The organism is Amycolatopsis sp. NPDC102522 (genome assembly GCF_055584485.1).
The window spans coordinates 50,420-63,734 of record NZ_JBVJLY010000024.1 but is presented as its reverse complement, the minus strand read 5'-3'; the positions used below and the strand labels follow the sequence as shown (position 1 = coordinate 63,734).

General features: G+C 69.0%; 28 protein-coding genes. 24 read left to right on the top strand and 4 right to left on the bottom strand.

Going from position 1 to position 13,315, the window contains the following annotated elements; all coding sequences use genetic code 11:
• The first annotated feature begins 130 nt into the window (after positions 1–130).
• The 7 genes from ACZ6YV_RS36770 to ACZ6YV_RS36740 all read left to right on the top strand — a co-directional run bounded on the left by ACZ6YV_RS36770 (position 131) and on the right by ACZ6YV_RS36740 (position 4,158).
• Complete coding sequence (locus ACZ6YV_RS36770; RefSeq protein WP_465514002.1) at positions 131–355, top strand: hypothetical protein; 225 nt, start codon at positions 131–133, stop codon at positions 353–355.
• Positions 352–1,398, top strand: a complete 1,047-nt coding sequence (locus ACZ6YV_RS36765) for a DUF5131 family protein (RefSeq protein ID WP_465514001.1) — start codon at positions 352–354, stop codon at positions 1,396–1,398. Before ACZ6YV_RS36770 ends, ACZ6YV_RS36765 begins: the two co-directional genes overlap by 4 nt.
• Positions 1,395–1,607 (top strand): DUF6011 domain-containing protein, encoded by a 213-nt coding sequence (locus ACZ6YV_RS36760; protein WP_465514000.1) that lies wholly within the window; start codon positions 1,395–1,397, stop codon positions 1,605–1,607. Before ACZ6YV_RS36765 ends, ACZ6YV_RS36760 begins: the two co-directional genes overlap by 4 nt.
• A complete protein-coding gene (locus ACZ6YV_RS36755; protein WP_465513999.1) occupies positions 1,604–2,707 on the top strand; it encodes a hypothetical protein in 1,104 nt (367 codons plus the stop codon). The genes ACZ6YV_RS36760 and ACZ6YV_RS36755 overlap by 4 nt, the downstream gene beginning before the upstream one ends.
• Positions 2,704–2,901, top strand: a complete 198-nt coding sequence (locus tag ACZ6YV_RS36750) for a hypothetical protein (protein WP_465513998.1) — start codon at positions 2,704–2,706, stop codon at positions 2,899–2,901. The genes ACZ6YV_RS36755 and ACZ6YV_RS36750 overlap by 4 nt, the downstream gene beginning before the upstream one ends.
• An 85-nt stretch (positions 2,902–2,986) precedes the next feature.
• A complete protein-coding gene (locus ACZ6YV_RS36745; protein WP_465513997.1) occupies positions 2,987–3,322 on the top strand; it encodes a hypothetical protein in 336 nt (111 codons plus the stop codon).
• Positions 3,319–4,158: a hypothetical protein gene (locus tag ACZ6YV_RS36740; RefSeq protein ID WP_465513996.1), complete on the top strand. Its 840-nt coding sequence runs from the start codon at positions 3,319–3,321 to the stop codon at positions 4,156–4,158. Before ACZ6YV_RS36745 ends, ACZ6YV_RS36740 begins: the two co-directional genes overlap by 4 nt.
• A gap of 295 nt (positions 4,159–4,453) precedes the next feature.
• Here ACZ6YV_RS36740 and ACZ6YV_RS36735 read toward each other — a convergent pair whose 3' ends face one another.
• On the bottom strand, positions 4,454–4,624 hold the full coding sequence (locus tag ACZ6YV_RS36735; protein WP_465513995.1) for a hypothetical protein: 171 nt from the start codon (positions 4,622–4,624) through the stop codon (positions 4,454–4,456).
• 96 nt (positions 4,625–4,720) lie between these two features.
• Here ACZ6YV_RS36735 and ACZ6YV_RS36730 point away from each other — a divergent pair, with 96 nt between their 5' ends.
• From ACZ6YV_RS36730 to ACZ6YV_RS36650, 17 genes are all read left to right on the top strand, one after another.
• A complete protein-coding gene (locus tag ACZ6YV_RS36730) occupies positions 4,721–5,374 on the top strand; it encodes a hypothetical protein (protein WP_465513994.1) in 654 nt (217 codons plus the stop codon).
• On the top strand, positions 5,367–5,540 hold the full coding sequence (locus tag ACZ6YV_RS36725) for a hypothetical protein (RefSeq protein ID WP_465513993.1): 174 nt from the start codon (positions 5,367–5,369) through the stop codon (positions 5,538–5,540). The genes ACZ6YV_RS36730 and ACZ6YV_RS36725 overlap by 8 nt, the downstream gene beginning before the upstream one ends.
• Entirely contained in the window at positions 5,533–5,718 is a 186-nt protein-coding gene (locus ACZ6YV_RS36720; RefSeq protein WP_465513992.1) for a hypothetical protein, read from the top strand. Before ACZ6YV_RS36725 ends, ACZ6YV_RS36720 begins: the two co-directional genes overlap by 8 nt.
• A gap of 1 nt (position 5,719) precedes the next feature.
• The gene (locus ACZ6YV_RS36715) at positions 5,720–5,959 is read left to right on the top strand and encodes a hypothetical protein (protein WP_465513991.1); all 240 of its coding nucleotides are present in this window, start codon (positions 5,720–5,722) and stop codon (positions 5,957–5,959) included.
• Positions 5,956–6,762, top strand: a complete 807-nt coding sequence (locus ACZ6YV_RS36710) for a hypothetical protein (RefSeq protein WP_465513990.1) — start codon at positions 5,956–5,958, stop codon at positions 6,760–6,762. Before ACZ6YV_RS36715 ends, ACZ6YV_RS36710 begins: the two co-directional genes overlap by 4 nt.
• The gene (locus ACZ6YV_RS36705; protein ID WP_465513989.1) at positions 6,759–6,935 is read left to right on the top strand and encodes a hypothetical protein; all 177 of its coding nucleotides are present in this window, start codon (positions 6,759–6,761) and stop codon (positions 6,933–6,935) included. Before ACZ6YV_RS36710 ends, ACZ6YV_RS36705 begins: the two co-directional genes overlap by 4 nt.
• On the top strand, positions 6,928–7,377 hold the full coding sequence (locus ACZ6YV_RS36700) for a hypothetical protein (RefSeq protein ID WP_465513988.1): 450 nt from the start codon (positions 6,928–6,930) through the stop codon (positions 7,375–7,377). Before ACZ6YV_RS36705 ends, ACZ6YV_RS36700 begins: the two co-directional genes overlap by 8 nt.
• Positions 7,374–7,580, top strand: a complete 207-nt coding sequence (locus tag ACZ6YV_RS36695; protein WP_465513987.1) for a hypothetical protein — start codon at positions 7,374–7,376, stop codon at positions 7,578–7,580. The genes ACZ6YV_RS36700 and ACZ6YV_RS36695 overlap by 4 nt, the downstream gene beginning before the upstream one ends.
• Positions 7,577–7,762: a hypothetical protein gene (locus ACZ6YV_RS36690; protein WP_465513986.1), complete on the top strand. Its 186-nt coding sequence runs from the start codon at positions 7,577–7,579 to the stop codon at positions 7,760–7,762. The genes ACZ6YV_RS36695 and ACZ6YV_RS36690 overlap by 4 nt, the downstream gene beginning before the upstream one ends.
• A complete protein-coding gene (locus ACZ6YV_RS36685) occupies positions 7,759–8,184 on the top strand; it encodes a hypothetical protein (RefSeq protein ID WP_465513985.1) in 426 nt (141 codons plus the stop codon). The genes ACZ6YV_RS36690 and ACZ6YV_RS36685 overlap by 4 nt, the downstream gene beginning before the upstream one ends.
• Positions 8,184–8,747 (top strand): hypothetical protein, encoded by a 564-nt coding sequence (locus ACZ6YV_RS36680; protein ID WP_465513984.1) that lies wholly within the window; start codon positions 8,184–8,186, stop codon positions 8,745–8,747. The genes ACZ6YV_RS36685 and ACZ6YV_RS36680 overlap by 1 nt, the downstream gene beginning before the upstream one ends.
• Entirely contained in the window at positions 8,744–8,965 is a 222-nt protein-coding gene (locus tag ACZ6YV_RS36675) for a hypothetical protein (RefSeq protein ID WP_465513983.1), read from the top strand. The genes ACZ6YV_RS36680 and ACZ6YV_RS36675 overlap by 4 nt, the downstream gene beginning before the upstream one ends.
• 85 nt (positions 8,966–9,050) lie before the next feature.
• Positions 9,051–9,908, top strand: a complete 858-nt coding sequence (locus tag ACZ6YV_RS36670) for a hypothetical protein (protein WP_465513982.1) — start codon at positions 9,051–9,053, stop codon at positions 9,906–9,908.
• Positions 9,908–10,213, top strand: coding sequence for a helix-turn-helix domain-containing protein (locus ACZ6YV_RS36665; protein ID WP_465513981.1), 306 nt, complete (start codon positions 9,908–9,910; stop codon positions 10,211–10,213). The genes ACZ6YV_RS36670 and ACZ6YV_RS36665 overlap by 1 nt, the downstream gene beginning before the upstream one ends.
• Positions 10,214–10,215: 2 nt before the next feature.
• Positions 10,216–10,728, top strand: coding sequence for a hypothetical protein (locus ACZ6YV_RS36660; RefSeq protein WP_465513980.1), 513 nt, complete (start codon positions 10,216–10,218; stop codon positions 10,726–10,728).
• Positions 10,725–11,375, top strand: a complete 651-nt coding sequence (locus ACZ6YV_RS36655; RefSeq protein ID WP_465513979.1) for a hypothetical protein — start codon at positions 10,725–10,727, stop codon at positions 11,373–11,375. Before ACZ6YV_RS36660 ends, ACZ6YV_RS36655 begins: the two co-directional genes overlap by 4 nt.
• A gap of 35 nt (positions 11,376–11,410) precedes the next feature.
• Complete coding sequence (locus ACZ6YV_RS36650) at positions 11,411–11,737, top strand: hypothetical protein (RefSeq protein WP_465513978.1); 327 nt, start codon at positions 11,411–11,413, stop codon at positions 11,735–11,737.
• 346 nt (positions 11,738–12,083) lie between these two features.
• On the opposite strand, the gene ACZ6YV_RS36645 is transcribed toward ACZ6YV_RS36650, so the two are convergent.
• The 3 genes from ACZ6YV_RS36645 to ACZ6YV_RS36635 form a co-directional block, all read right to left on the bottom strand.
• Positions 12,084–12,335, bottom strand: coding sequence for a hypothetical protein (locus ACZ6YV_RS36645; protein ID WP_465513977.1), 252 nt, complete (start codon positions 12,333–12,335; stop codon positions 12,084–12,086).
• A gap of 52 nt (positions 12,336–12,387) precedes the next feature.
• Positions 12,388–12,777: a hypothetical protein gene (locus tag ACZ6YV_RS36640; RefSeq protein ID WP_465513976.1), complete on the bottom strand. Its 390-nt coding sequence runs from the start codon at positions 12,775–12,777 to the stop codon at positions 12,388–12,390.
• Positions 12,778–12,874: 97 nt separating this feature from the next.
• Positions 12,875–13,258: a hypothetical protein gene (locus ACZ6YV_RS36635; protein ID WP_465513975.1), complete on the bottom strand. Its 384-nt coding sequence runs from the start codon at positions 13,256–13,258 to the stop codon at positions 12,875–12,877.
• Positions 13,259–13,315 lie beyond the last annotated feature (57 nt).

Here is a 13,315-nt window from a genome sequence, read left to right as displayed (position 1 = left end):
CGGACGGGCATTCCCGTGAGGCGATGGACGTGTACGAGAACACCGCCGTGTGGGCATGCGGGTTCGTTCGCCCACTGCCGCCGGTACGGCCGCCACGGTATGCGTCCGCGCGGGGACGGAGGTCCCCGAAGTGACCGACCTCAAGGTGCTGCACGAGCACGGCCTGTCGCACCACCAGACCGGTCCGCTCCGGAGCGCGGGCCACGACACCGCCGAGGCGGTCGCGCAGCTCGTCGACGAACACCGCACGGACGGCGAGACGTCGGTGCTCGCGCAGCTGCCGGGCATGGGGCCGCGCCGTCTCGCGCTCGTCTGCGACGCCGTCGACAGCTGGCGCGCGAAGGAGGACTCATGAGCACCGGCATCTCCTGGACCGACGAGACGTGGAACCCCGTCGTCGGCTGCACCCCGGTCTCCGCCGGGTGCGACCACTGCTACGCCGGAACCCTTGCGGCGACCCGACTCAAGCACCTGCCGTTGTACGCCGACCTCACCGACGGCGGCCAGTTCAACGGCAAGGTCAAGACCGTTCCCGAGCGGCTCGACGACCCGATGCGGTGGCGCAAGCCGCGGCGCGTGTTCGTCAACTCGATGTCGGATCTGTTCCACGACGCGGTGTCGCTGGACTTCATCGTCGAGGTGTTCGCCCGGATCTGGTGGAACCCGCGCCACCAGTTCCAGCTGCTGACGAAGCGGCACGCCCGGATGCGGGCGGTCATGTCGGAGATCGAGGCGCGGCTCCGGGAGATGGAGCGGGACCTCGCGCTCGTCGACTGCCCGACGCCGCTCGTCTGGCCGCTGCCGAACCTGTGGCTCGGCGTGTCCGTCGAAAACCAGCGGTGGGCGAACATCCGCATCCCTGCCCTGCTTGACACTCCGGCCGCCGTGCGCTGGATCTCGGCCGAACCGCTCCTCGGCCCGGTCCGCCTTACGCCCTACTGGCTGTACGGCGAACCCACGTGGGGCCCGGAGTATCCGGAACCGACCAGCCCGGCCGGTATCCCAGTTCGGGACCTCATCACGAAACCGGGTCTGGACTGGGTGGTCGTCGGCGGCGAGTCCGGAAAGGACGCCCGCCCGATGCCCGTCGGGTGGGCACGCACCCTGCGGAACCAGTGCCAGGACGCCGCAATCCCGTTCCACTTCAAGCAGTGGGGCGATTGGGCATCCACCGTCCGGCTCGCGAACGCGGACGGCACCGGCCACACCGACCGGTGGGCCGACCGCGAACCCGACGCCTACGTCTGCGAGCGCACCGGCCGCGTCGTTGACGAAGCCACCGCCGAAGCAGAAGTCGGGGCCTGGATGGGCGTCTACCGCGTCGGCACCAAGGCCTCTGGTCGCGAACTCGACCGCCAGATCTGGGACCAGTACCCCGCGGAGGTGCCCGCGTCATGAGCACCGAGTGCCGTCGCTGTCACCGCCCGCTCACCGACCCGGAAAGCGTGCGGCGACGGCGCGGCCCGAAGTGCAACGCGATCTACGAAGGCGACACCCACATCAGCCCCAAGCCCCGCCGACCCGCACGCCGACGGCGACTCCCCGAAGACGAACCCCTCACCGGGTTCCCGCCCCTCCCCACAGTCCAGAAAGGACACCGCCGTTGAGCAGCATCAAAGTCGAAACAGCCGACCTGATCGACCTCCTGAAACTCCTCCAGCACACCGCCAGCAGCGACCGGAACGACGGCGTCACCGCCGGCGTCCTGCTCCACACCACCCGCGGTGAACGCGGCGCCGAGCCGGGCAAGCAGGACCTCCTCGTCGGCACGAGCACGGACCGGTTCGCCGTCGGGCACACCAACGTCGTCGCCTACGGCCAGCTCGCCCGCCCCTCCCTGTGGGGCATCGAGGACGTCAAAGCGGTCATCGCGACCTTCAAATCCAAGGCCAGCAAGGACAAAGACGGCGAAGGCCACCAGCTCCACATCTCCGTCGACCTCGGCCACGTCACCGTGTCCGAAGACCCCAACCTGTTCGAGGACGGCGTCCAACTGTCCTTCCACGAACAGGGCGTCGACGACTTCCCGCGCCGCCTCTGGCACGTCCTCGAACACGTCGACGTCGACGCCTACGTCTCCAGCGAAGGCGGCACTGTCCCCGTCGCCAACCGCACCGACATCGGCGCCGGACGCCTCGCCCCCTTCACCAAGGTCGCGTCCAAACTCGGCGAACCCATCCAGCTGTTCCGCACCCACCAGAACCGCTACCTCCTCGTCCAGATCGGCGAGCACTACCGCGGCGCGCTCGCCCCGATCCGCTGGGACCTCGAGGAATCCCCGTCCAACGGGCACGAACCGGGCGGCGACATCCACACCCCGGACCTGCCGCCCATCCCGAAGCGGGACACCCCGCCGCCGCCGAAGACGTTCACCCCGTCTGGCGTGCGGGAGTCGTCCGGCGTCATCACCGGATTCCCCGCGCTCCCGCGCGACACCCGCGAACTCGGCAAGGCCGCAGACCTCGTCATCACCTCCCAGTACGCGCTCCCGTCGCTGCTGACCCGAGGCCTTCGCACCACCGCCAAGCGCGCGGACGGGCTCCTCGAGGACCTGTTCCGGCTGGGCATCGTGGGCCCGTTCTTCGGCGGCCGCGCCCGCGAGGTCCTCGTCGGACCGGAAGCGCTCGACGACGTCCTGAAGGTCATCTCGGAACTGAAGACCGAGGAGCTCGACGACGAGCAGGACGCCGTCGAGGACGACGAATGAGCGACGACATCACCCGCCTCCTCAACGGCGCCCGCGACGCCGCACCCGGCATGAACGAGGCGTCCCGCCGAGCCGTCGTCGTGAGCGTCCTCAACACCCTCGACGAACTCATCGAGGAAGCGGGGGAGGACGCGATGTGGCCCGACCCCGGCGACCTCGGCCTGCTCGCCAGAGACGTCGAACGCCGGGCTTGACGTCCACCCATGAACCGGCGCTGGTCGGGCCTGCTCACCGCGGTCCGGCCAGCGCCACCCCAACAACATCGAGAGGAGGCCCCTCGTGTCCAGTACCGCACTCACCGGCGACCGGTACCTCGAAACCCTTGTGTCCTCAGCGGAGAAGCTCGTGCACGCCGTCCGCCGCGACGACCCCATGCACGTGGACGCGATGCTCGCCGACGCCGAGCAGCTCTACGGCGACCCGCTCGCCGGCGCCCGCGCCCTCGCCGTCCTCCTCGCCGCCATGGTCCCCGACGACCGCACGGCCGAAGACCTTCTCCGCTGGCACCGCAACCCGCACGAGTACCGCCGCCTCCGGGCGCTCGGTGTCCCCGCGGCCGAGGCCTCCGAGCTCGCCGCGCAGGTCACCCCGATCCGTGACGGGCGGGTGGCATGACCGCCGTGCGAGACGACGACTGGGTGCAGCCGTGTGGCCGCTTCGATTGGGAGCGGATCATCCGGCGCGCGGATCTGCCGATGCGGTTGAAGTACACCGCGTTCACCTTGGCCACGTACGCGGACGCGGACGGTTCGCGTGTGCGGCCAGGACCGCCTGTGCTGGCGGTGGTGATGAAGCAGGGGGAGAGCACGGTCCGGAAGCATCTGGCCGCGCTGATCGAGTACGGGCTGATCGCGCTGGTGACTCGCGGGGGCGGCCGGGGTGGTCGGGGGAAGTCGTCGGAGTACCGGCTGACGGCGCCGAAGGACTTGTTCACGCGGATCCCGATGCTGCCTCCGAGCGAGCGGGTGCTGTCGATCGCCCCGGTTTCACCGCTCCCTCAGGGGAGCGCTCATTCCGATGAGGAAACGGAAACTCCGCTCTCCCAGGGGAGCGATCAAACTGGACTGTCCTCTGTGGATAACTCGGATTCCCCTGTGGATAAAGAAGAAACTCCGCTCGCTCAGAAGAGCGGTCAAACCGAGGCGCCCGAACCTAATGACCGCTCGGAAAACACCGTTACGGACGGAATGAGCGCTCGATTTGAGCGATTGAGCGCTCTCCCAGGCGAGCAACTACCAAGTGACCAACCACCTAAAGACGACCAACAACTTGGTTCCGACCCAACGCAACCATCCACAGCGCGCGACCAGACCGGCGAACCACCGAAATTCATCGCCGAGTTGCGAGCAGCCGACCCGCCCATCTGCGACGCCTGCCAGGCCTACCTCGACCCCGACGGCTCGTGCTTCGTCTGCCGAGGCGGCCGCCGAACCCGACGAGGCATCCCATGACCCGCCGACGCGGCAGAGCGAACCTCCGCACCGGGCTCTGGCAAGACACCCCCGACGCCCCGTACGTCCCCGCCCAAGACCTCCCCGCCGAACTCGCCACCAGCCCCCTCCTCCGCGACTGCCCCGCATGCCACGCCGCACCACGCCAACGCTGCACCCGCGCAGGTCGAGGCGGTCGTGTCCCGCTCCGCGGCTACCACCCAGCCCGCACCACCGACCAGGAGAAACCGTGAACCAGCCCACCCACCGCGAGAAGGCTTTGACCTGGATCGCACATGCCGAATCCCTTGTCGCGTCAGCACATTTGACCGCCACGAACCTCGCCATCGTCGCTGCCAGCCTTGGCACCGGTCACGCCGTCCTCGCCCACCTCGACGCCCTCGCCCTGCCTGAGCCCGGCGCCGGTGAGGCGATCCTCGCGGCTGCTCGGAAGCTGTCGGCGGAACTCGACCTCGACCATGATCATGACCACGGTGGGGCGACTTCGGGCTGGGACGATCATTCTCAAGGCGTCGTTCCCGGGGCGCATGTGGCTGCTGTGGCGCCTGGGACTGCCTCTCCGGTGTCAGGTGATCAACCACTCGTTTCGTCACGGGTTTCGTCAGGAGGTGAACCGGGGTTCCGGACGGCCACTCTCGCCGTCCTCGAAGCGCTCAATCCGGTCGGGCCGGACGACGTCGCACCGACGCGATCCACCGAGTTCGCGGCGTACGTCGCCGAGCAGGTCGAGCAGGCGCTCATCGCGGACGGCTGGCGGCCGCCGGTGCCGGACACCGACCTCGTTGGTCGACGCCACCTGACCGGGAAGGTCGGAGTCGGGAGCGACAACGACCCGTGGTACGTCCAGATCCTGAACGAGCCGGTACATCGCACCACCGAGGAAGCCCCGTCCCTGATCGACTGGACCGCTGACGGACGCATGATCGGCGTCGAGCTGCTCGGCCACGGCCGCGAACGCGCGCCACAGTCCGCGCGGCGGGTGTTCTTCCCCGGCGACACCGTGCCCGGCGGTATGGCCGTCCAAGGGGACGCGGGAGACGTGTATCGCTCGACCACCACCAGCTGGCCCCTGGACGAGGCGGCCGGTTGGGACGGGCCAGCGGTCGAGATCCCGGTGCTGACCGACGCCGAGTGGCAGGCCGTCGTCGACCGGGCCCGCGCCGAACGCGAACAGTCCACACCGGACGCCGCCGGACGGGAGAAGAGCCGTGGCTGAGACAGCTTGCGGCCGCGGACACCGCATCGGCGACTGCGCCACCACCCCCGGGCCGAACGAGCGCGCGAACGTGTACCGATACCGCGACGGCCGCCGGGCGTGCCTCCGATGCACCCGCGCGCAGTGGCGCCGCCAATGGCAGCGCAAGGCGGTGCGCCGTGGCTGACCAGAGGACGTGCCCGCGTGGCTGCGTCGACACCGATCCCGACGGCGGCTGCAAGGCGTCCATCGCGATCCCGTGCCCGCTGGGGAACTGGACCGAGCGCGAGCCCTACCACGTCACCGCCGGGATCTGCCGCGACTGCCGCGTCGACCTCGACCAGTGCGTGTGCGGGGAGGAATGACATGACCGACCAAACCGAAACCGCCTACACGTTCTACCGCCACCACTCCGGTGCCCCGCCCTACCGCCGCACACCGACAGGCCGCTACGAGCAGTACCGGCCCCTGCGCGGCGGCTGGAGCGCCTGCAACCAGAACGATCGGGGCCTCCGCCGCATCGCATGGAACTTCCTGCCCAAGGACGCCAAAAAGCACGCCTACCTGCCAGCTCTCGACGCCTCCGTGAAGGGCGACAAACCATGACCGAAACCGCCGGCGCCGAAGCCGTGATCGACCTCGCCGCCCGCACCATCCACGACGCCATCTCGATCGAGTTCGGGCACACGCCCGGCGGCGAACCCGCGGTCGTAGAGTTCGCCGCGGCGCGCGCCCTCGCCCGGCAAGGCCAGCTCGCCGACCGTGCCGCGATCCTGCGGCGCCTCGCCGAACTCACCGCGCAGGCCGGGAAGCAGCGCTCCACCGAATGGCTCCAGACCTGCGCGACCCTGCCGCCTGAGCAGTGGCCGCCCGCCCCGGCGTACAAGGGGCCGATGGTTCCCGCCGCCGAGCGGGACCTGTTGCTGTGGCTGCACGCGGAAGCCGCCTGGCGCGTGGCCGGGTTCGAAACGCTCACGGTGCATCTGGCGCGGATCAACGGCGAGTTGCAGGCCCGTATCGACAAGGCGCTCGCGCTCACCGAGCCGCACGCGCTCCGGCATTGGGACACGCAGTGGCCGATCCGGGAGGCGCTGCAAGGCGACCAGCCCACCGAGCCCGAGCCGCGACTAAGGCGGGACAACCTCGGCGCCGTGAGCATCTACTTCGGCCCGAACGGCGAGCGCGTCGCCTACGACGAGACCAACGACAGGTACGTGCCCGCGCCGACATCGCCGTCCGCTGTGGACAGTGACGAAGACATGGCGAAGTCGGAGTCCTGGTGCGAGGAGCACGGCCACCCCGTCGGACGGTGCAGCTACTGCGCTACCGAGGACGGCGCCATCGACGAGTCCCGCCCGCCCGCGCCGTTCGTGCCCGCCGCCGACGCCTTCCCCGAGGAGCAGCCGTGAAGATCCGCATCATGGGCACACCGCGCGAATGCGACGACGCCGTCAAGGTCCTGCGCCTCGCCTTCAACATCCTCGAAGTGTCCAGCCCTCGACCGAACCGCGGCGACTCCCAGCTGGTCCGCGTCTACGTCGAGGCCACCGCACCGTCCGAATTGGAGGGCGGTCGTGGCTGACCGCAAGCAGGGCAGGGGAAGCGTCCTCGGCTACGCGGGCATCGCCGGTGCCCTGTTCCTCGCCTCCGGATGCGACGCCTTCGCCGACCCCGACGCCCAATACGCCGCCGTCTGCGTCAACGAGCAGACACAGCAGCGGCTCGACGACGACGCGTGCGGCGACTACGACGACGAAGGCCACGGCTCCGGTGTCGGCAGCTACTTCCTGTGGATGCCCATGTCCTCCGGCAACGCCTACATCCCGCCCGTCGGGCAGCGCATGCCGCCCGGCAGCCCTGCGGTGCGCACGGTCCCGGCCGGAACCCCGATCGCGAAGGGTGTCCCGAAGACCGGCGGGCAGGTGTCCGCGGTGCAGCGCGGCGGGTTCGGGGTCAAGGCTGGAACATCCGGCGGCACCGGCGCGAAAGCCGGGACCGCCGGCGGAAAGTCAGGCGGCTCGTGACCGACCACATCCACGTCACCACCACGATCCCCGGCGACGACCAACCCGCCGCGATCGACGTCACCACCCAGCACCTCGTCGTCCTCGCCAAAGGGCAGGTGTGCGTCGTCGGCCGCGTCAGCCAGCCACGCAACAGGTGGATGACACCGGCCGAAGCGCGGGACCTCGCCGCGGCGCTCGAACGCGTGGCAGGTGCCGCATGACCCTTGACCCCGGCCAGCCCACCAAAGCCGTCGACCTCGAACACGTCGATGTCTTCTTCTTCGGCGGCGCCGCGCTCCTCGTCCTCGCCCTCACCCTCATCACCGTCGGCTGGACCAGCGCGCTCGCGCTCGCCATGTCCGCCCTCATCCTCGCCTGCCGGAAAGACCTGGAGCCACGATGACCATCCCGTTCGCCGGGCTCGGCCCGTCCGCCGAGTACCCCGCCGATCTCGTCGCCGCCACCAAAATGGCTGGCGGCATGCGCTTCATCACCCTCGGCGAGGACGCCGAGCAGTACGTGTTCCTTGGCCACCCGTACCACCGCGACGTGATCGCCGCGCTTGAGCACATCGTCCGCGCGTACGACATCGACCGGGGCGAACCGGTCGACCGAGAAGAGCTGAACTACACCTACGCGCGGTACATGACCAAGTGCCTGGCCCACACCGAGGACGTCGAGGAGTGCGGCGACTGCCAGATGGTGCGGTTCCTCGAACAGCCAGACGGCTTCTGGCTGACCTGGTCCACATCGGACGGTAACCCGAAAGGCAACCGCGGGCGTCACGGCTACTTCCCGGTCGTGATCTGGGATGTGGAGGGCTGATGCGCGCGCTCGGCATCGACCCCTCACTCACCGGCACCGGCGTCGCCGCCCTCGACACCACCTACCTCGACAACGGCGGCCCGCTCTACAAGGTGCAGACCATCAAGTCCGTCGGGCACAAGGGCGACAGCCTCCGTGCCCGCAACGACCGGATCCGCCGCATCGTCGACCGCGTCACCCAGCTCGCCCTGAACGCCGACCTGATCGTCATCGAAGGCCCGGCGTACGCATCGAGCACCGGCAGCGTGTGGGACCGCGCGGGGCTGTGGTGGTCCATCGTGGACACCCTGCTCCTCGACCACCACGATGTCGCGGTCGCGCCGCCGACCGTGGTGAAGAAGTTCGCCGCTGGCAAGGGCAACGCAGGGAAGGGCCTCGTCTCGGTCGGCATGGCCCGGCTGTGGGGCGAGGAATGCCAGTGCGCCAACGACAACGAATGGGACGCGCTCACGATGGCGACCATGGCCGGGCAACGCCTCGGGATCCCCGGCGTCCCCGCCCGCGCCCACCACACGGCGGCGCTCGGCGGCGTCGCCTGGGACACCGAAAGCGAGGCAGCATGAACGCCCGCGAACTGCTCGACGTCTACGCCGGTGAGGTAGCGATGAAGGTTGGTGCCATCCCCATCAACCGACTTGAGCAGGCACCGAAGACGTTCGCCGCGCTCCGCGAAGTCCTCGACCTCGCCGACCACTACGACGAGATCCACGACCGCACGTGGACCGAGAGCATGGCCACCGACATCCGCCGCGCCATCACGACCGCGCTGGAGGCCTCGTGAACACCGACCCGAAACCCACCAGAGCATGCGGCCAATGCGGCCGCGTCGACTGCATCTGCCCCCGCAAACGCCACCAGGAGGACCAGTGAGCAACGACTACCACGGCCGCTACCTCACCCCGGCCGGCGGCTGGATGCCCGGCCCGACCGAGGAACCGCCGGCGCCGATCCGCGCGCGGCCGTACGAGGACGAGCCCGACCCGCTCGACTTCGTCCGGCTCGGCGCCCAGCTCGACGACGCCGACTTCACCGCGGCACACGACAGTGTCCGACCCGAACTCGCCGACGCGATCCAGGCCGCCGCCGACGAGGACTTGATCGGCAGCACGGTGGTGAACCTCAACGACCTCGCAGCGACTGATCCGGCCGCGTTCTATCGGGCGCTCGACACGGAGATCGCGAAGGCCGCCGCCGCGATCCCGCCCGGGTACGGCATCGCGGTCAGCTGCGAGCAGGAAGGCAACCCGTTCGTTTCGAACCGTGTCGCGTTCAAGGTCACCGGCACACCGCCGAAGTTCACGCTCGACGACTTCGTCGACACCCTCCAACGCACGCCGCCGGAGACGGTCAAACTGACCGTCGAGCAGATGCTCGCCGTGCGGTCACACGCGGCGCCGCGGGAAACGTGGGAACCGGAACGGACAATCTGGGGCATACCCATCGAGATCGTTGAGACCGTCGAGGAATCCACGTTCTATCAGTGGCGGCACGCCACACCCGGCCCGCTCAGGTTCGACCGTGAGCTGACGGAGTCCACGCTGGACGACCTCGTCGAGATGATGAAGACGCCCGGCAAGTTCGTCGAGTTCGCCGCACCACGAATGGGCATCACCCAGCCGATCCCCGACCTGCACCGCGCGGTCGTCATCGCCGAAGCCACCGCCGAGCCGCGGCAGTCGATCGGCGGCCGGATCTGGCAGCGCCTCCGCCGGTGGGGTCGCTGATGCCCGCACCAAGATCAACCGGGCAGTCGACCGGCCCGCCGCGCGGCACGCTCCCGGCGACCGGCCAGCCGGAGAAGAAGCCTCGGCGTCGCAAGGACTCCGGCGTCGGGGCATGGCTCGCAGAACTTCGCGTCGAGGCGAAGCTGTCACAGGCCGAGGTTGCGCGCCGCATGGGCATCGACCCCGGTGCCGTGTGGCAGATCGAAGCCGGACGGGCCGACTTCCGCATCTCCACCCTCGCCCGCTACACCGAAGCACTCGGCGCCACAGTCCACATCGAACTCACCGCCCCCAAGGAGACATGACCATGGAAGAACCCACGCTCACCGGCGGCACCATCGCCACGATGATCCTCATCCCGCTGGCGCTGCTCTTGCTCGCGGCCGTGTTCGTGCTGCTGCGTCTGTTCGCCGCCGGCGTCGATCGTGAAGGCGCGCGGCCCGTCTTCAATGGATACGCACGCGAAGACGCCACCCTCGCGAGACGCTGGTCCTACGCCGTCCCGGTCGCCGTCGCCGTCGTGGTCGCGCTCACCTGGTGGGGCATGTACCCGTGGAAGCACGAATACCACCACTGGATCCCGGTCGCCGGGGTGGTGGACACCGTGGACTCCCGCCTCGTCGCGGCCGGAGAGAACACGATGGAGGACAAGTTCGTCGTCAAGTTCACCGGGAACGACCAGCAATACGGGGTGCTCGACACCCGCGCCGCCGGCCTCAAACCCGGCGACCGGCTCACCATCACCTGCGTCCGGATCTGGCAGTGGACCGGCAGCCACGGCTACGACTGCAACTTCATCACCCTGGAGCGCGCCAAGTGACCACGACCGATCCCACCGCCGAGCAGATCCTCGCGCTGCCCCTCGAACCCAGCAACGACGCCGGCGCCGACACCGTCCGGACCTACCTCATCGCACTGCTCGCCGACGTCTGGCGCCACGGCGAAGGCTTCAACGGGAAACGCCCCTTCGGCAACTCCGGCTGGGAGTACGACCTGTACAGGCCGCTCGCGAAGGCGGGTTTCATCGAGGCCACCTTCGGTGGAGACGGCTACCTCGACGAATGCGACGACAAGGCAGGTGACGCGCTGATCGCGAAGGCCATCGCCGAACTCACCGTCCCGGCGTCGCCGCTCCCGCCGAGCCCGACCGCGTTCACCGTCCGCATCACCCCGGAGGCCGTGCTCCGCCAGGTCCTCGACGAGATCGTCCGGCACGACAGGGACTACGCCACCCGCTACGTCCTCGTCCTCCAGGCGCTCCCGCTCGCCGCCCAATGCGGCTACGCCGTCGGGATCCGGATTGACCCGGCCGAGCCGGAGTGGCCGGTCGTCTACATCGAACTCCCCGTCGGCCAGGTGTCGTGGCACATGCCCGCGCACGCGCTCGCGTTCGACGGGCACAGCACCGACGAGAAGTTCGCCCGGATCCGCACCTACCTCGACGCCTACGGTCGGGACGTGACGTGATGGGACGACCGCCGAGCCGGGGAGGCGGTGACCGCGTGACGACACACGAGCCCATGCCGGACCGGCCGGTCGACGTGTACCGGAAGTACCTCCGGGTCCACGGCGTCGAGCGAAGCCCGCTGTCCGACGCCATCGCCGAGGCGTTCGCCGAGCTGCACCCTGTCGTGCTCCCGCTCGTCGAGGCCGCCGTCCTCAAGATCGAACCCGGGGACATCCTGGTGTTCACCGTCGACCACAGCCTCAGCGACGCAGAGCACGAGTTCATGTTGGACCTGATCAAACCCCAGTTCCCTGACCATCGGTGCGTGGTGCTGGAGCGTGCCCAGCTCGCCGTCGTCCGGCCGGGCAAAGCAGGCGGGTGATCCGACCATCGCCCGCGTAGCGTGCAGCGTTTCTCACCTCTAGGGCGCGAGAAACGCTGCATCCGCACCGGATACAGACACCGATAGGTCCGATGACAAAGGCCCGGCAGTGGACAAATCCATGCCAAATCCCGCCGCCCCGGTACACCTGCCGACGGCGGCCGGGACACTGACCGTCCGACCACCGGCGCCGGTGTGTCGAGGCAGGTAGCCCCGCCGGCCACCTCGACGGCATCGACGCCGCGGTGACCGTGGTGGAGGAGTGGCAGCAGAACCACCCCACCCAGGTTCCGCAGTCCAAGTAGGACACAACGAAGGCCCCCAGCGTGATGCCGGGGGCCTTCGCTCATCCCTGCGTGTGACGGACCGCGACCTGTTCGAGCACCTGCTCGATCTGGTCGATCATCGAGTAGGCGGTGTCCAGTTGGCTCCTGGCCGCATGGATGACAGAGGCGATCTCTTGAGCGCCGGAGCCATCCTGCCCGAGGATCGACCACGCTTGCTGTAGCGCAGTGGTAAGTGCGGCTGTGGCCTGCCGGATTTCCCCGCGTGGCAGCGGGATTGTCTTCAGCTGTCCGGCGTTGCCCTGAATGGACACTGTTCCTCCTGTTTGTTCGGCTCAGCTCAACAGATATCTTGCGCGGAAGGCATCACCGCCACTGTGCGACACCAGCACCGCAGCACGAGCATCCCTTCCCGTGCGGCGCACTGACGGGACCGAGTTCACGCGACCACTGATCCAACGCCCGACTGTGCAGCCGGTCCCGCAAGATCCGGATCGCGATCACGGTCCGCGGCGCGTCCTGGTCGAGCAGTAGCGCGAACTCCAGGGCCAGCCCCAGCGACTCGTCGTCGTGCCGCACGATGGCGCGCTCGATGTCCTCGGCGATCGCGTGGCCGTGCAGCTCCTCCAAGGCGGTGGCGCGGGCGTCCTCCAGTTCGTGGATCCGGTGCAGGCTCCAGCCTTCGCGGGTGGCCATGGCGATCTCGCCGACCAGCGCGGCCGCGCGGTGGGTGAGGACGATGGTGGACATGGGCATGGTGGGTCTCCAATCGAAATATCTTGCGAGGAAAGGACTTTGAGTGCCCCCGCTCGGTCACGAACCGGCGGCGCCTACACGCGGCGAGGGCGGAAGATCAGTACAGGTTGGACATCTGGCAGTGCGTGACCATGCGCACGGCGTCGTCGACAGGCAAGCTCCCGTGAGCACGTGCCACCAGGTAGCGGCCGTCGCTCACTGCGGCCACGACGCACCAGCTGCGGCCGTGCACGTTGTCGACCGAGCAGTAGCGGCCGACGTTGTTGTGGAAGTCGTCCACCAGTCTGGTGTTGCCGTCGATGACCGTCAGTACGTCGTGCTTCACGTCCCATGTGCCGACGGAGCCGTCAGTCCAGCGGACCACGGCGCCCAGTCCCCACGTCGGGTCGTAGCTCATGCCCTCCACGTAGCCCACGCCCAGCGAGTCGGACATGTACGACAGGACGCGGTTGCCGCGACGGACGGCGAGGGTGTTGGACATGGTGTCTCCTTTGTGGACGGTCATGCGGCGATGGGTCGGGAGGTGAAATATCTTGCG

What these genes read in the sequence shown, in the direction of transcription:
- ACZ6YV_RS36640 (WP_465513976.1), bottom strand. Translation starts at nt 12,777, where the DNA reads ATGCCCATGTCCACCATCGTCCTCACCCACCGCGCGGCCGCGCTGGTC.
- ACZ6YV_RS36680 (WP_465513984.1), top strand. Translation starts at nt 8,184, where the DNA reads ATGCGCGCGCTCGGCATCGACCCCTCACTCACCGGCACCGGCGTCGCC.
- ACZ6YV_RS36675 (WP_465513983.1), top strand. Translation starts at nt 8,744, where the DNA reads ATGAACGCCCGCGAACTGCTCGACGTCTACGCCGGTGAGGTAGCGATG.
- ACZ6YV_RS36760 (WP_465514000.1), top strand. Translation starts at nt 1,395, where the DNA reads ATGAGCACCGAGTGCCGTCGCTGTCACCGCCCGCTCACCGACCCGGAA.
- ACZ6YV_RS36710 (WP_465513990.1), top strand. Translation starts at nt 5,956, where the DNA reads ATGACCGAAACCGCCGGCGCCGAAGCCGTGATCGACCTCGCCGCCCGC.
- ACZ6YV_RS36735 (WP_465513995.1), bottom strand. Translation starts at nt 4,624, where the DNA reads ATGATCATGGTCGAGGTCGAGTTCCGCCGACAGCTTCCGAGCAGCCGC.
- ACZ6YV_RS36660 (WP_465513980.1), top strand. Translation starts at nt 10,216, where the DNA reads ATGGAAGAACCCACGCTCACCGGCGGCACCATCGCCACGATGATCCTC.
- ACZ6YV_RS36715 (WP_465513991.1), top strand. Translation starts at nt 5,720, where the DNA reads ATGACCGACCAAACCGAAACCGCCTACACGTTCTACCGCCACCACTCC.
- ACZ6YV_RS36765 (WP_465514001.1), top strand. Translation starts at nt 352, where the DNA reads ATGAGCACCGGCATCTCCTGGACCGACGAGACGTGGAACCCCGTCGTC.
- ACZ6YV_RS36685 (WP_465513985.1), top strand. Translation starts at nt 7,759, where the DNA reads ATGACCATCCCGTTCGCCGGGCTCGGCCCGTCCGCCGAGTACCCCGCC.
- ACZ6YV_RS36635 (WP_465513975.1), bottom strand. Translation starts at nt 13,258, where the DNA reads ATGTCCAACACCCTCGCCGTCCGTCGCGGCAACCGCGTCCTGTCGTAC.
- ACZ6YV_RS36750 (WP_465513998.1), top strand. Translation starts at nt 2,704, where the DNA reads ATGAGCGACGACATCACCCGCCTCCTCAACGGCGCCCGCGACGCCGCA.
- ACZ6YV_RS36690 (WP_465513986.1), top strand. Translation starts at nt 7,577, where the DNA reads ATGACCCTTGACCCCGGCCAGCCCACCAAAGCCGTCGACCTCGAACAC.
- ACZ6YV_RS36665 (WP_465513981.1), top strand. Translation starts at nt 9,908, where the DNA reads ATGCCCGCACCAAGATCAACCGGGCAGTCGACCGGCCCGCCGCGCGGC.
- ACZ6YV_RS36740 (WP_465513996.1), top strand. Translation starts at nt 3,319, where the DNA reads ATGACCGCCGTGCGAGACGACGACTGGGTGCAGCCGTGTGGCCGCTTC.